Origin of the sequence: Bacillus sp. CH30_1T, from assembly GCF_008364765.1 — a bacterium.
Classification (GTDB): Bacteria; Bacillota; Bacilli; order Bacillales; family Bacillaceae_B; genus Rossellomorea.
The window spans coordinates 70,498-85,203 of sequence record NZ_VTUY01000009.1 but is presented as its reverse complement, the minus strand read 5'-3'; the positions used below and the strand labels follow the sequence as shown (position 1 = coordinate 85,203).

Here is a 14,706-nt window from a genome sequence, read left to right as displayed (position 1 = left end):
TAATATCGTAAAAGACATAAGTTACTAATATTCAAGTCTTCAAAACAATATCAGCACTTTCCCATGGATGAAAGGTATTCATATAATAATCTTCCGCCTTCCAATATCTATTCTCAAACTTGTCCCGTTTCTGTTTAGCAGTCTCTGCTTCCCGCATAAATCTCTTTTCCCTGGGACAATCCAAAAAGATGAGGTGGTGATAGAAGTCTGCCCATTCCTTCCTTTGGAGGAAGACACCTTCCACGATGATGAGACCTGACTGTGGAAGCGTAATCGTCCTACAGTCACGGGTATCCGTATGTGGATCATAAAACGGAAGATTGATTTCTTTGTCCTGTTTCATCTTTCTAAAAAAATTTTCTCTTAACCAATGAACGTCCCATTGCAGGTAAAAATATTCATACCACTCTTCAAATCCAGTATGATATCGTTGGTTGCGTTCAACGATGTGGTCGTCGATATGAAAGATATGGTGATCGATCTTCTCTCTTTTCAAACTTTCCCTCAGTTGTTCCACAAACGTTGTTTTTCCGGAACGGCTTAAGCCGTCTATTCCTAAAATGGTTCTGTCATTAGATTGAATGGTAGCCAGGAGTTCCTTTATATCAAATTGGGTTTTCATTATGTTCTCCCTGTTTTTAATAGTATCGGTCGCTATGCAATATCGCATCAATGGCTTCGATATTTCTTCCTTCTCTCATAATAACCCCAAGTTTTATGCATGAAATGGCCTCTTTTAACAAAAAAAGCGGACTTAGTGGGATGGATGAGTGTGCGGAAAGAAGCCTGGAGGTAGTTTGAGTACAGTTATGATCCAGGTTAACAACTTTTGATCCGAATTCGAAATTTATGAACCGGAATCAGGATTTATGAACCGGTTTTCAATGTTTATGTTCCACTTTTTTAACATATGAACATCTTGTCGAATATTCTTTGTTTGGGTTCAAGGTCCGTCCCTCTATTATTAAAAGCTTTCTTCATATATCACTGTGCGGTCTTGATTGTAGATCGATAGGTGAAGTTCGTTGTGGATGGTGAGATCCCTTTTGTTTTTATCATAAAACAAGATCATTCCTCGTTTACCGTCTAATGGCTGAATGACCGTGGTGCCGTCATGAAACTCAACCTTCACTTCCTTTGCTTCGTCGAGGAGGCGCTCATCGTTTATGATCACATGGGCATGGGGCATTCCGGTATTGCTCATTCCTATGTTCACTTTTTGATCGTCATTCCCACTCCATCCGACATAGTCTTCTATCAACTTATCATTCTCGTTGGTGGAAAGATAATAGATTCCATTTTGAAGTAATATAATGGTTGCGTCCTCTGTTTCTTCGATGGTCAAGAGATGGATGTTATGTTCGCTGATAAAGTCGTCCACTTCTTGCCGTGAAGGAGAAGTATAGTTGGTGTGCGCCTCTTGATTGGAACACCCGATGACGGGATTACCCACTAGTAAAAATGCTAGGAGTACGCTTTTCTTAGTACGTTTCCTGCAGTCACATAGTCCACTAATTCCTCAACGGTTCCGGCACATACTTCAACCTCCGGCAAATGATAGAATGTCGTTGTCAGAGCAAAGTCACTTAATTCGTTATGAGGGGAATATAAGATGACTCGTTTATTAAGTCCAAGAGCTATCCCTAGTTCAACATGACTTCCTTTTCCACCCGGCAATAACACGAGGATCACATCGGAGTCGATGATGGCCTGTTTTTCCTTTTCACCTATTTTTTTCAGCTCCTCAACGGTCGAAGCCCTGCTATTTTGAGTCCAGTCATATGTATGGATATACCCTTTTCTTTTCAAACGTTCACTGACGTCACGTACTTGCTTAATGTTATGAAAGCTTGATGCAACATAAAAGTTCATGTGATGCTCCTTTCTTATTAAAAATATAATCCTATTTTACCATAAAATCTCAATAAAAAAGGGGAACACCCGCTAACTAGGAGGCTCCCTTTTGTCTTACTCAATGGAAAATTAACCACCGATATAAACACTTTCACAAGATCCGGCTGCCGGTTCATAATAACAATGATTTTTAAATTGACCCGAAAAAGGTTGATTGTACCATGTTGGAGGACATGGGGCGTAGGGGTTGAAATACCAAAGAGCATATTTCGCCGGATGCTGGGCCCAAAAATCCAAATTCTTTTTGGCTAATCTTTTTTCAACCGATCTCGCTCTGTTATAAAAGAGATTCCCTTTTTGAACAGCTTCAAAGGAATAGTTTCCTCCCTGTACGTGAAATATGACTTGTCGGATACTTCTCACTTCTTTAAAGTCTAAACAATCCGCTTTCGCACGGTTCACGATGACGTTTCCGACATACAACATCCCTTGTTTTCCTTCACCCTCGGCTTCAGCTCGCATCATCCTCGCCATTAAGGCAACGTCTGCATCTGTGTATTTGACTCTTGGCATTTTTTTCACCTCAGTGATATTTTATGAAAAAAGCCCACATTGATGTCATTATTTATAAAATAGAAGCGGTTAGATTTTTAAGTACGATAGAACTGCTTGACTGCCTTCTCACTATTCAAACATTAAAAGCCCTGGATCCCTGCCACAATGGACCAGCATAGTATGTAGTTGGCCCCTATGATGATACATATGAGCTACAATTTGTAAAAGCCATTCATATCTTGTGTACGTCACACCCCAATAGGAGGTTGTTTCAGTGAGAAGAGCTCTTTCTGATAAGTTCATATAGTTAGAATAAAGTGATTCGAAATGTTCCGGCAAAGCTTCTCGTATCGATTGTAAATCTTTATATGAAACCGATGAATAAAAAGCTTCCATATCGTCTTGAGAAGCTTCATTGGATATGCGCCAATCCGCTTCACAAATTAGTGCAATATGTTCTAAAAGTTCTCCTACGGAATGCTTGTCCGGGGCAGGCCTTTCATGCAGGTCTTTCTCTTCCAATTGGTTGACCATTTTCACAAGGGTTTCGATACAAACCTGTATTTGATGTAATGCTGACTTACAATATGGATTCATCTTAACCTCCTGCATATATTCTTCTAAGGTAAGCATTTGTAATGTGTACACTGTTCAAGGTAGATGCTGATGCCATCTCTGCCTTAGTTGAATGAGCGCTTGACACTCACCTCTTCTTCCGTTCATTTCCCCTTTTGAAATTACCTGTTATCTTTGCCATGACAAGTTGGACGGCTTTGTCATTTTCAGCCGCGTTCACGTTTTTAATAAATTTTTCTGCTTCCCTCCCTTTTAAAATTTTCACCCGCTTCCCTTCATGTTCGATAAAAACAGATTGATCTTTATTGACCCGATATTGAAAAGGAGATTCATCTAAACGGTTTCTTTTGTCGGTATTGTCCATTGTTTATCCTCCATTAGTTGTATCATCTTATTATTCTTCGTACGCTGTAATTACCGCATACTCACTTCCAGCAATGATTTCCTGCTCATGCATGCTTGTCCACTTCCCAACTGATACTTCAGGATGGTTCTCTATATAGCTCTGAACGATTTCAAATCCGATTTTATAGTTGGCCCATTGTGGGATACCTTTTGAAGGATTACCGCTTCTGAGACCTAAGTGAAGTCTTGGATCACTTGAATCCCCGATTTCCATTAATTCTTTCACTACTTTTTCTTTTGTTTCTGTATTCATCGGGTCTTTCCAGGGGACATCGATTTGTGGGTAGAGAATACTTGCAAACACATCTGCTTTCCCTTCCATCACAACCGCACCCAATATAGTGTGAATCATGCCATCATTGCTTTCTCCCTCAATGGCATGGTTATATTCGTGGGCAACCGAATACTTTAACATGCCTTTATCGAATGAGGGCAAAAGTTTCAACACAATCACATCCTCGGCCAAGACGATTCCTTCGACACCACCCATTTCTTCCACAGCGAGCGTATCTTCAGGATTTGCCGGTAAGACAAAAATTTTCTTATTGTCCCCCGGAAGCTTCTCTGCCGATTTGAGTAACGCTTCCTTGATAATCTGATCGGTGGAATCTTTATCCCGGATCAAGTCAGCGATCGATTCCTCTAACTTGTCCAATTCATATGTGGGCTCAAAAGGATAAGCTAAGCTGAAGCTTTCCATATCGGACAGCTCTTTGAATGATTTAAAAACCTGGTTAATGTACATCGTCTCATTACTGCTTCCAGATTTCTCCCGGACACTGTTAATGTATTCCTTCATTTCATCGTACATGTAAATAATCTCGAACTCCTGTTCATTTTGTGTGAATGTAATCGGCGCTTCCTGTTCCTTCTGATGCACTGGTTGATCATTTGAACAGCTTATGAATAACAAAGATATCAAGGGTATGAGTAGTGTTTTTCCTAATGGTTTCATTCTTCTCGCTCCTTTCGAATTTTAATGCGCACCTCCATTATAAATCAGGTATAAAATTCCATTTTATTATTTTTATACGTATTTTTTTCAGGAAAAGTTTCATTCTTTCATTAATAAAGCATGAATCTGATGTGAACATGCTATTTTAATAATTGAGCATCTTGTCTAGTATTCTTTCTATTCGATCAAGGTCCGTCCCCCGTTGTATTTTAGTGTGTTCCATAAAGTTTTAGCAATATAATAAAAGGGAAAAGAGAAGCCATGATCAATTACCTGAGAGGAGGAATTCCCATCTTTGGAGACTCTGGAGTTGCGCTATTTGTCATCATACCGATGGCCATTATCATGGTCCTTATTGTAGCTACGATCCTCTTTTTCAAAAGAAAATCAGAGAAGGATAAAAATTTCTAACGTTTCTGTGGTCAGGACGGAATCATTGGAAATTCATAAATAAGGGGTTGGCCGAATAGTAGTAAATGTGACTTTCCGGGCAACCCTTTTTAGACAAGTACACCCAGGAAGTACATCGATAATGTGAATGATACGAGATAGAAAGTTTTAGTTAATACCTATCATAAAGTATCATTCATGGATGACGCTTTATAATCACAATCTTTCTGTACATGCCATTGAACATCAAAGGAATGTCCTCTTGCACAGATATCGTTCCTTTATATTTTTCAACTAGTGCCTCGAAGCTTAGACTAATATCAGTACCTGCTAATCTACTGAGTAACACATTTGATCCTAAATAACACAGAAGCCGTATTTATCGGACGGAACTTGCTTTTTGACCGTTTATTTTTTCTGCGCCAGCCAGGTACGTATCATGCTTGGAAATCCAGCTGCCATACTGACCATAAAACTCCACATGACATAGCGCCAATCCCCTGTGAACAGCGCCACACAGATGAAAAATGCCAGTTGACCAACTAGTGCAAACCAGGAAGCAATCCATGCCAGTTTCATATTTTCTTTCACTCAGACTCCTCCTCACTAAGAAACACACTATACAATTCCTTTTATTCCAATTATTTCAAAATACTCCTCCTGACTCAATCACTTTTTTAAAAAAACTTCAGCTTAATAATGAGATCAGGTGAGCAATATGAAACGTTTTATAAAAAAGAGGGACGGACCTTGTACTTCTGATTTGAAGTACAAGGTCCGTCCCTTTATGTTAACAATTTAAGACGGTTCACTACTATAGAGGTCTGCTTCTATATGTTCAAAAAATGGACTCGGATCGCCAATGCTGAATAGCTGCAGCTCATGCATGGCTCTTGTGCAGGCTGTGTAGAATAAGCGGCTGAGGCTTTCGTCACCATACGAGTGGGCGGATGCGTCATAAAGGATGACGGCGTCAAATTCGATTCCTTTTGCTAAGTAAGCCGGGATGACGATCACACCCTGTTCGTATTCAAGGGAGGCGCTTTTCATGAGCTTGATGCCTTCCACACCACTTAAGGAGGCGTATGCGGCTTCACTTTCTCTCGCAGATTTACATATGACGGCTATGGAATGATAGTCCCGGCCCCGCCATTCTTCTATTTTCGCTGCAATGCGCCCATGAAGTTCATCATGATCAGAGACCTTGGTGAGCACAGGTTTTTCCCCGTCCCGGTCAAATGGGGATATCTTATCTCCACCAGGCACAAGCCGGCGTGTGAACTCGATGATCGGCTTAGTGGACCGGTAGCTCTGATTCAGGTTGATTACGTTGGTTTCATCCTGTCCGTAGAGTCCAGTCAGTGTGCTGAAATCCACGTGCTCACGTGCATGGGCAAAGATGGCCTGATTAAAGTCGCCAAGCACGGTCATTTTGGCTGAAGGAAACAGACGCTTGATGAATTCGAATTGAAAAGGTGAGTAGTCCTGAGCTTCGTCGATATGCACATGCTTAATTGACGTATTGGTCTGAAAGCCGAGAATCAGCTCTTTTAACAATAAAATAGGGGTCGCATCCTCGTAAGACAATCCCCCTTCCTCGAGCATGTTCACTGTCGAACGGCAAATATCCTTCCACTCTTCAGGGATCTCCCCACTCCATAATGTGGAGATGTTCGTCGGATCGGCAAAAAGCTGATGATACATTCCTTTCACGTCCACATATTGAAATCTCTCGATCGCTTTGCGCAGTCTCTTGAATCTCCTGCGAACAATCAATCGTGCCAGCGCCTCATACTCGATTTCATAATCATTCGAAGGATTTTTCTTCTGCAGGTGCTGATGCGCTTTATGATAGTCCTCATTGCTCATCAGTTCGATTTCTTCTTCGACCCAAGGCTTGCTCCGTTCACTCTTCTCTGCTTCATCAATCTGTTTATTGATCCACTCGGTCAATTTCTCCAGCCTGTTATGAAAACGCAGTGACGTATCACTGGTATAAAAGCGTTCCATGATTTGATTTGCTGTGACGACCGGCTTTCCCCGAAACTTAATTCCTTTGAATCGCATCCCGGATTCCTCCAGGGACGTTCTGTATAATTTAATGATGTCAAAGAAATCCGTCGATGCCTTGAAGGAAATACTTGCCGTCCTGGTCCGGTACGATGGGGCATTCGTTTCAGTCAGGACGTATTCCAATTGACTATATGGTCCCTCCAATTCGAACTCCTCACTCAAACGATGGTCCAAATATTCCTGAAAAGTCACCTGCTCCATATTTTCTTCACCAAGCTCAGGCAATACGTTCGATACGTAGCTGTTGAACATGGCGTTCGGGGAGAACAGAATAATTTGATCCGCTTTAAGACTGCCTCGATATTTATAAAGTAAGTACGCAATCCGCTGAAGGGCTGCCGATGTTTTACCGCTGCCCGCTGCACCTTGAACAATGAGGAGCCTGCCGTGATCGTGCCTGATGATCTGATTCTGCTTCTGCTGGATAGTCGCCACGATGCTGTGCATATGGGTATCAGTCCGCTTCCCAAGCACCTCCTGCAAAATTTCATCCCCAATCGTCAGGCTGGTATCGAACATGGAGTCGATGACGCCGTCCCTGATGAGGTACTGCCATTTTTTCTCCAACCTCCCTCCGATTACGCCACCTGGTGTGATGTATTCTGCGGGACCAGGTGGATAATCATAGTAAACGCTCGAAATCGGAGCGCGCCAATCATAAATCAGGAAATCCTCCCCACTTTGATCCGTCAAGGTGGCAATACCGATATAGACCTTATCCGGAGCCGATTCTCCCTCTTCGGTAAAATCAATGCGTCCGAAATAAGGCTTGCCCTTCATGCGCTGTAGAGCGGATAACTTTTTGACTGCCTGTCTGTGAGTGCTTTGACTGACGGTTAACACTTGTGCCTGTTGCCTCAAACTGAGGACGGTTTCCAGAAAATCATCAAACGTATCCGTATTCACCTTGACCTCATCCCAGAAGTGTTTGCGGATCTCCACCACTTCCTCTTGGCGTCGTCCGGTTTCATCCTCCAGACGTCCGATCTGCTCCACAATTGTCTCAATGACACGGTCCACACGTTTCTGCTCCTGCCGAATTTCAAGATTCATCCAAGCACTCCTTTTCCAAAAAAATTGAGGGTTGACGAAAGAGTAAATTATGTTATATAATTATTATTGAGTTAATATGTTTTAATCTACTCAATTTAAGCGTTTCTGTTCTAATTTATCATAAATATCAATTCTAATCAACATAAATATGAAAACTGCCAAACAATTAATTATCGTTTGGCAGTTTTTTTGTGAGGAAAAGAGGGACGGACCTCATGCCTTCATTTGAAAGTACAAGGTCCGTCCCTCTGCATCATAGGAAACCCTTCCCCTTAGCAACATACCTTTCCATAATCGAAGCAGGCACTAAGTTCCCGCCTGTCGCCCACACTAGATGAGTCGCTTGTTTTAACTGATTATTAGTTAGTGAAAGTGATTCAAGATGCTTTTGTATCTGTGGGGAAGTGGGACCCAACATCCCCGCAAGTGCGGAAGGCTCCAAGGAAATGGACTCTGATTTGTGTAAAAGTGCCAGCATTTTAAATAAGTTTTCATCATTCACTGTATACACGCCGTTCACCAGTTTCTGCACCATCCTCCCTGCTAATGCTGAAGGGCGCCCGACAGCCAGTCCATCGGCTTCTGTTCGATTGCTTGATCCTATATTCTGGACAGAAATATTTTCGTGTTTTCCAGTCGATAGCCCAAGAAGCATACATGGAGAATTGGTTGGTTCGGCAAAGTAACAATGAACATGATCGCCAAATACATGCTTCAAACCGTAAGTCACCCCTCCAGGCCCACCTCCAACGCCGCATGGCAAATATACAATCAATGGATGATGCCTGTCGACCGTAATCCCCTTTTCTTCAAACTGCTTTCGCAATCGCAGTGCAGCGACTGCATAGCCCATGAAGAGATCCTTCGAATTTTCATCATCTATGAAAAAACAATTCGAGTCCTTCACACATTGCTTTCTTCCTTCTTCAACGGCATAGGAAAAATCGTTCTGATGCTCGATCACCGTTACTCCTTTTTCTCTGAGAAGCGCCTTTTTCCACTCTTTCGCTTCACGTGACATATGAACCGTCACATTGAAACCAAGAGTTGCACCTATGGTTCCTATACTCAAGGCTAAGTTTCCCGTCGATCCTACCGCAATGGAATATTGTGAAAAGAACTCCTTAAACGAGCGATCGGCTAACAAGGAATAGTCATCCGTCAATTGGATCATATCGTGGTCAAGCAAGAGTGTTTCTGCAAGTTTCAGTACTTCGTATATGCCTCCCCTTGCCTTAATGGAACCGGCAATGGGCAGCTCATTGTCACATTTCACTAGTAACTTTCCAAGTATAGTGGTTTGATAATACTTTTCCAGTTCTTGCTGCATAACCGAGAGCCTTTGGATTGGTGACTCAATGATTCCATTCTTCTCTCCTGTTTCGGGAAAAGCTTGTTTTATGTATGGGGCAAATCGCAGAAGCCTCTTTTCTGCGTCGTAGATATCAGTTCCATCTACAGTGCTTGTTGCAGAATGGCCGTAGGATATTAGTGATGAGTTTGACCAAAATGTCTCTTTCAGTGATTTTAGATCGGAAAGTAAAGCAGGTTTTAATCCGTATGTAAGTTCCATCATTATCTCCCCCTCGATTTACGTATCATTTTACAGAAGTTTTAGTGCCTATAGAAGTTTAATGTTGACTATCTTTTGAAGGTGAAGATGGATCAGTATGACACTGTTTGTAGAATTCTATGATTTTTTATCAATTTCCGGGGAAATAGTTGTAGAAATTTGGAGGACGAGGCGACTGCCCCCCTCGTCCGATAAGAATCATCCTATTGTATTTGTGTTTGTCGTGACAAGGTTCCTCTCCCCTTCCCCCATTGTGTTCTTCGATTAGAATGGAGAGCCATTGTGACGCTCAATAAGATAATCATTGCCCCGATCATTTGCATCCCGCTTACCGACTCCTTCAACACAATATATCCCACCACCATTGCCACAAATGGTTCAATGTTCAATAGGAGTGACGTATTGGTCGATCCAACCCTTGATATACAATGATTCCAAATAAGCGGGCATATTCCATGCATGATGATCGCTGTAAAAAATAGCAGCACCCAAATGTTGAACGGTACGGCCTTCAAAACGGAGACATCTGAGAATGGCAAAAATACGCTCATCAGGATCAACCCCACCATGGTCGAATAAAAGGTCAATAGAATAGAAGAAAGATGCCTTGCATATCGTTCCACAAGGACCATGAAGACGGAAAATGTAAGCATCGTGAGAAAGATATATCCTTCTCCCATACCGATCACGATGGAGCCTTTCTTCATGATGACCAGAAGCACACCGAAAAAGCTGAGGAGGCTCCACATCCAGAAAAACGGGCTTTTGCGTTCCTTAAATACAACCGAATTGATAAGGGATGTACAAATGGGGGCTGTAGCCAGGATCAAGGCAGCCGTTACGGGTGATGCCGTGGTCAAGCTGGCATAGAAGCTCCAGTGATTCAAGGTTACGCCAATAAAACCGATGAAGAGCAGTGGGACGATCATTGATTTCAACGTACGAAATTGTTTAATTGGCTTGAAGAACACCATAAGCAGGAACAAAGTTATAAAAATAAGCCTTAAAAAAGCGATTTCCATCGGCTTGAAATATTGCACTAATATCGCACCGAATATAAAATTGCTTCCCCAGCATATCACACAAAAAAGGAGGCCCATGTAGAGATACACGGGCTTTCCATTTAGCTTTTCTGTCATTTCACCAGCTCATGGGTACTCCAGAGAGACCCATAAACCACTTTTCCTTTGTTCATCACGGCCAGTCGTTTCGGTCTTCTGGCAACGACCTCTGCTGACGAAGCGGCGTCAACGAAGATAAAGCTTGCATCATCTTCCACTTTCGGCCACTTGTATTCACCTGTCTTCGTCAATGCTGTTGTTCCTCCAGTTATCCACTTCAGGCTGTCTCTTAAGGATACTTCATCGCTTCTTCTTGTCACCTGTCCGTATTTATACACTTTCTCTAACACGTCACCGTGACCCAGTGGACTCCAGGAGTCGTAGAATCCATCACACCCAAGATGTACCTCCACGCCATGATCATCCAGGAGCTGTATTGGCGGAAGAGATTTTGTCAAAGGGATGGTCGACATGATCGAAACGCCATTTTCCCTCAAACGCTCTGCCAATTCATTTTGTTTCATTTCAGGCACCTCACCGATACAGAAGGCATGGCTGATGGCTGTCCGTTTCTGCCAATTCGACTCTTCCACCAGATCGATCCACTTTTCGATCGAGTAGGTTCCCACATGCCCGCTATCGTGTAGATGGATGTCTACATCCGCATTAAACTCCGTTGCGATATTCATCGTTTCATAGAGTGACTTTTCAATTGAGCGATCGATTCCTGCAGGATCGAGGCCTCCTACCATGGTAGCTCCATTTCGCATCGCTTCCCTCATCAATGTCGGCACGGAATCTCTTAATAACCCATGCTGAGGGAAGGCAATGATATCTGCAGTGACTGCATGTTTATACTCGTCCAATGCCTCGATGACACCCTCGAGGTTCTTCAATCCAATGTATGGATCAATGTTTACGTGAGTGCGAATATGAGTTGAACCGTTTGAAAGGATTTCGTCGATCATCCGTATTGCTCTTTGTTTCGTCGTTGGTGCGAGTTCTGTCAGTTCCTCTGCTTCAAATTGCAGTCGTTCTTTCAGATTATTAACAGGCTTCGTTGCTTTCCATCCAAGGGTTAGATACGTTTTGTCCAAATGGTTATGCATTTCTTTAAAAGTTGGAATGGCCAAGTGACCTTTCACATCATAGACTACATCAGCAGTCTCGGGTATGGACTGTGTATGAGGCAGCTGTTGAACGATTTTCCCTTCCTTGACCCCGAGATGAAAAAGCTCTGTTTTCGTTTCCGTCATTCCTTCATTTTCCATATTCCCTACTTCAAGCTTCACATTTTTCAGCCAGATCATCGAAATGTCTCCCTTCTATTATTTATTGATCAGTACGGATTCAGATTGAGGCAGCGTCACTTTTTCCCCGTTTTTATAAACAGAATCAATTTTTGCTCTTCTTGCCACTGCTTCCGCTGAGCAGCTTGCTTCTACCAGGACAAAGTCTGCTGCGTCCCCGACTTGAGGCCAAACCTGTTTCCCTGCATCATCCAACGGCGTGATTCCACCGGAAGCATATTTCCATGTACGGTTGATGGAGTACTCATCGATCAGTCGGAATCGTTCAGCAAGGATATTCAGCTTCTCGATCGTATCCCCGGTTCCAAAAGGTGACCAGTGATCAGTTAAACTGTCATGGCCGACGGATACCTGTAAACCATACCGATCCAGAGTCGGAACCGGAATTGTTGGACGGTTAATCGGGATCGTCGTGGTAATATCAATCTCTTGATCTTTCAGGATGGCCATCATATCTGTAAGAGATTGTCCATCAAGGTCTCCAAGTGCAATGGCATGACTGATCGTGACACGCCCCTTCAAGTTCGCCTCTTTTGTAAAATCTGCAAGACGTTCAAAGGTGAAAGCACCAAGAGTGTCCGGGTCATGAAGGTGAATGTCGACACCGGCATTATGCTCGGTGGCAATGTCAAACGTCGTATAGAGCGATTGATCGATATGACGGTCCACTGTCGCCGGATCGACTCCGCCGACAAGGGTCGCACCATTTTTCATGGCTTCCCGCATCAGTTCCACAGAGTTGCTGCGCAGGAGCCCATGCTGAGGAAACGCCACAATGTCATAAGTGAGGTGATGTTTATACTTCTCTAATGCTTTAACGGTGACTTCCAGGTGCTTTAAACCGGAAGTCGGTTCGATGTTGCAATGAGTCCGAATGTGGGTATGACCATTTTGAAGCAACAGCTCGATCATCTTTTCCGCCCTCTCCTGAGCGTATGGCAACTGCTTTGGGAGCAGCTCCTGTTCTTCTTCTATTCTTGTAAAAATACCTTTTGTGATCGGACGGCACGCCTTCCATGGACCGTTGTAGTAAGTTTTATCTATATGGATGTGCATTTCACGGAAGGAAGGCAGGATCAGCTTCCCTTTTGCATCCATCACGGCTGTCCCAGCTTCAATCACTGACTCGTCATTCGAGATGGCCGTAATCTTTCCATTTTCTATTTTGACGTGGGCATATTCAGTAAGGGTTCCTGTCACGACTTCATTCTCTTTCTCAAAACCGGTTTCCATTCTTACATTTTTCATCCAAATCGTTTTCATAGAATCAACCTCCAAGATTTAGTGTTTACAAGATTACGGATGGGGCTCTTCACCATCCGCACCATCCCTATTCGATCGTTGCTCCATTCACCATTAAGTAGTTGGCGGCACTCAACCAGAAATCCTTCACTTCATTGTTGTACACTGCTAAATGCTCGTAGTTTCGAATTGGAATGTATACCGCTTCTTCCATTTCAATGGTCATCGCTTCTTCATATAATGTCTTTCTGACTTCCGGGTCTACTTCTTTTCTTGCCTGCTCGATGAGTTCATCGACTTTTTCATTGGTGTAATAGAAATGGTTTCCTGGTGAACCGTGTGAAGCAGAGTGGAACAAGTTGTATTGATTGTAGTCTCCGTCACCGGTTGCATTCCCCCATCCTCCGATGAACATATCTTGTTCTCCTGTATCTACGGCTTCAATATACGCACCATATTCAAGCACTTGAATATTGACTTTGATCCCGATTCCCTTCAGCTGGGACTGAATGACTTCTGCCATATTGATCCGTTCTTTACGGTCACTCGTAATCAATGTTAATTCGAGACCTTTTTCAAATCCTGCTTCTCTCAAAAGCTCCTTGGCAGAATTCGGGTCATACTCATACGGCTTCACGTTTTCACTATGACCGAATACTTGTGGACTCATGGCAGCATTTGCTAACGTCCCCACTCCGTTATAGACACCTTTAATGATTGCTTCTCTTTCAATTGCCATGGAAATGGCCTGTCTTACCTTTACATTATCGAAGGGCTCTTTTTGTGTATTGAATCCGACATACTCGACGGCTAACCCTTCTGTTCGATACAGATTCAATGTGTCAGAGCTTTCGATGCGTTCGATTTCAGTCACAGGCACTTGATCACTGACATGGGCTTCACCCGTTTCAATCATCGCTAATCGTGTCGCGTCCTCTGGTACAACCTGAAACTCGATTCCATCAATATTCGGCTGTTCACCCCAATACTCTTCATTTTTCCCAAGGGTGATGGACTGACCTGACTTCCAGGATTTGAAGGCAAACGGCCCGGTACCGACCGGATGCTTAGCAAGACTATCAGGATTTTCTTTCAAAGCTTTCGGACTCATGATGCTTCCTTCGTTACTTGCAAGAATCGATAATAGAGGTGCATATGGAGCATCCAGCTTGAATTGCACTTTATATTCATCCAGTATGTTTATTTCTTTGATCATTCCGAGCTTATCCTTTTGAGGAGATCCTGTGTTTGGATCCAGTAGGCGTTCGAACGTTATTTTGACTGCCTCTGCGTTTAATTCAGATCCGTCATGGAACGTGATTCCCTCATTTAATGTGAATTCCCATGTTGTATCGTCCGGCTGCTCCCAGCTTTTCGCCAGTGACGGAACTATGTTCATTTCTTTATCAAACGTCACAAGGCTCTCGTACACTTTTTGATAAAGGACATTGGCGGACGGAATATCTGTGATGAAGTGAGGATCCAAATTGGTTGCATCGGATAATCGGACGACCTTCAGTACCCCGCCTTCTGATTCACCGCCTTGTTTGCTTGCGGTTTCACTTTCTACATTACTTGTCGAACACGCCTGGGTGATGAGCATGACCATCACGATCAATAATCCTGCGATCCCCCTGAAATACTTCTTCTTTTCTTTCA

General features: G+C 43.0%; 15 protein-coding genes. 1 reads left to right on the top strand and 14 read right to left on the bottom strand.

Annotated features, from left to right (window positions below; translation table 11 throughout):
* Positions 1–31: 31 nt before the first annotated feature.
* The 7 genes from F0342_RS18535 to F0342_RS18505 all read right to left on the bottom strand — a co-directional run bounded on the left by F0342_RS18535 (position 32) and on the right by F0342_RS18505 (position 4,345).
* On the bottom strand, positions 32–622 hold the full coding sequence (locus F0342_RS18535) for a kinase (protein ID WP_149157340.1): 591 nt from the start codon (positions 620–622) through the stop codon (positions 32–34).
* 342 nt (positions 623–964) lie between these two features.
* Entirely contained in the window at positions 965–1,453 is a 489-nt protein-coding gene (locus F0342_RS18530) for a hypothetical protein (RefSeq protein WP_149157339.1), read from the bottom strand.
* Positions 1,454–1,464: 11 nt separating this feature from the next.
* The gene (locus F0342_RS18525) at positions 1,465–1,872 is read right to left on the bottom strand and encodes a nucleoside 2-deoxyribosyltransferase (protein ID WP_149157338.1); all 408 of its coding nucleotides are present in this window, start codon (positions 1,870–1,872) and stop codon (positions 1,465–1,467) included.
* Positions 1,873–1,983: 111 nt separating this feature from the next.
* The gene (locus F0342_RS18520) at positions 1,984–2,427 is read right to left on the bottom strand and encodes a cell wall hydrolase (RefSeq protein ID WP_149157337.1); all 444 of its coding nucleotides are present in this window, start codon (positions 2,425–2,427) and stop codon (positions 1,984–1,986) included.
* Positions 2,428–2,538: 111 nt separating this feature from the next.
* Entirely contained in the window at positions 2,539–3,006 is a 468-nt protein-coding gene (locus F0342_RS18515; RefSeq protein ID WP_149157336.1) for a DinB family protein, read from the bottom strand.
* Between the two features lie 106 nt (positions 3,007–3,112).
* Positions 3,113–3,349, bottom strand: a complete 237-nt coding sequence (locus F0342_RS18510; protein ID WP_149157335.1) for a hypothetical protein — start codon at positions 3,347–3,349, stop codon at positions 3,113–3,115.
* A 30-nt stretch (positions 3,350–3,379) separates the two neighbouring features.
* Positions 3,380–4,345: a DUF2268 domain-containing putative Zn-dependent protease gene (locus F0342_RS18505; RefSeq protein WP_149157334.1), complete on the bottom strand. Its 966-nt coding sequence runs from the start codon at positions 4,343–4,345 to the stop codon at positions 3,380–3,382.
* 261 nt (positions 4,346–4,606) lie between these two features.
* On the opposite strand from F0342_RS18505, the gene F0342_RS25180 reads away from it, so the two are divergent.
* Positions 4,607–4,756 (top strand): hypothetical protein, encoded by a 150-nt coding sequence (locus F0342_RS25180; RefSeq protein ID WP_223145730.1) that lies wholly within the window; start codon positions 4,607–4,609, stop codon positions 4,754–4,756.
* A gap of 387 nt (positions 4,757–5,143) precedes the next feature.
* Here F0342_RS25180 and F0342_RS18500 read toward each other — a convergent pair whose 3' ends face one another.
* From F0342_RS18500 to F0342_RS18470, 7 genes are all read right to left on the bottom strand, one after another.
* Positions 5,144–5,326, bottom strand: coding sequence for a hypothetical protein (locus tag F0342_RS18500; RefSeq protein ID WP_149157333.1), 183 nt, complete (start codon positions 5,324–5,326; stop codon positions 5,144–5,146).
* A 207-nt stretch (positions 5,327–5,533) separates the two neighbouring features.
* Complete coding sequence (gene helD / locus F0342_RS18495) at positions 5,534–7,861, bottom strand: RNA polymerase recycling motor HelD (RefSeq protein ID WP_149157332.1); 2,328 nt, start codon at positions 7,859–7,861, stop codon at positions 5,534–5,536.
* A 253-nt stretch (positions 7,862–8,114) separates the two neighbouring features.
* A complete protein-coding gene (locus F0342_RS18490; protein WP_149157331.1) occupies positions 8,115–9,437 on the bottom strand; it encodes a D-serine ammonia-lyase in 1,323 nt (440 codons plus the stop codon).
* 200 nt (positions 9,438–9,637) lie between these two features.
* Positions 9,638–10,573 (bottom strand): DMT family transporter, encoded by a 936-nt coding sequence (locus tag F0342_RS18485; RefSeq protein WP_149157330.1) that lies wholly within the window; start codon positions 10,571–10,573, stop codon positions 9,638–9,640.
* On the bottom strand, positions 10,570–11,805 hold the full coding sequence (locus tag F0342_RS18480) for an amidohydrolase (protein WP_149157329.1): 1,236 nt from the start codon (positions 11,803–11,805) through the stop codon (positions 10,570–10,572). Before F0342_RS18480 ends, F0342_RS18485 begins: the two co-directional genes overlap by 4 nt.
* Before the next feature lie 18 nt (positions 11,806–11,823).
* On the bottom strand, positions 11,824–13,068 hold the full coding sequence (locus tag F0342_RS18475) for an amidohydrolase family protein (protein WP_149157328.1): 1,245 nt from the start codon (positions 13,066–13,068) through the stop codon (positions 11,824–11,826).
* A 67-nt stretch (positions 13,069–13,135) separates the two neighbouring features.
* Positions 13,136–14,656 carry a glutathione ABC transporter substrate-binding protein gene (locus F0342_RS18470; protein WP_188048616.1) on the bottom strand — a complete coding sequence of 507 codons (1,521 nt, stop codon included), beginning with the start codon at positions 14,654–14,656 and terminating at the stop codon, positions 13,136–13,138.
* Between the last annotated feature and the right edge of the window lie 50 nt (positions 14,657–14,706).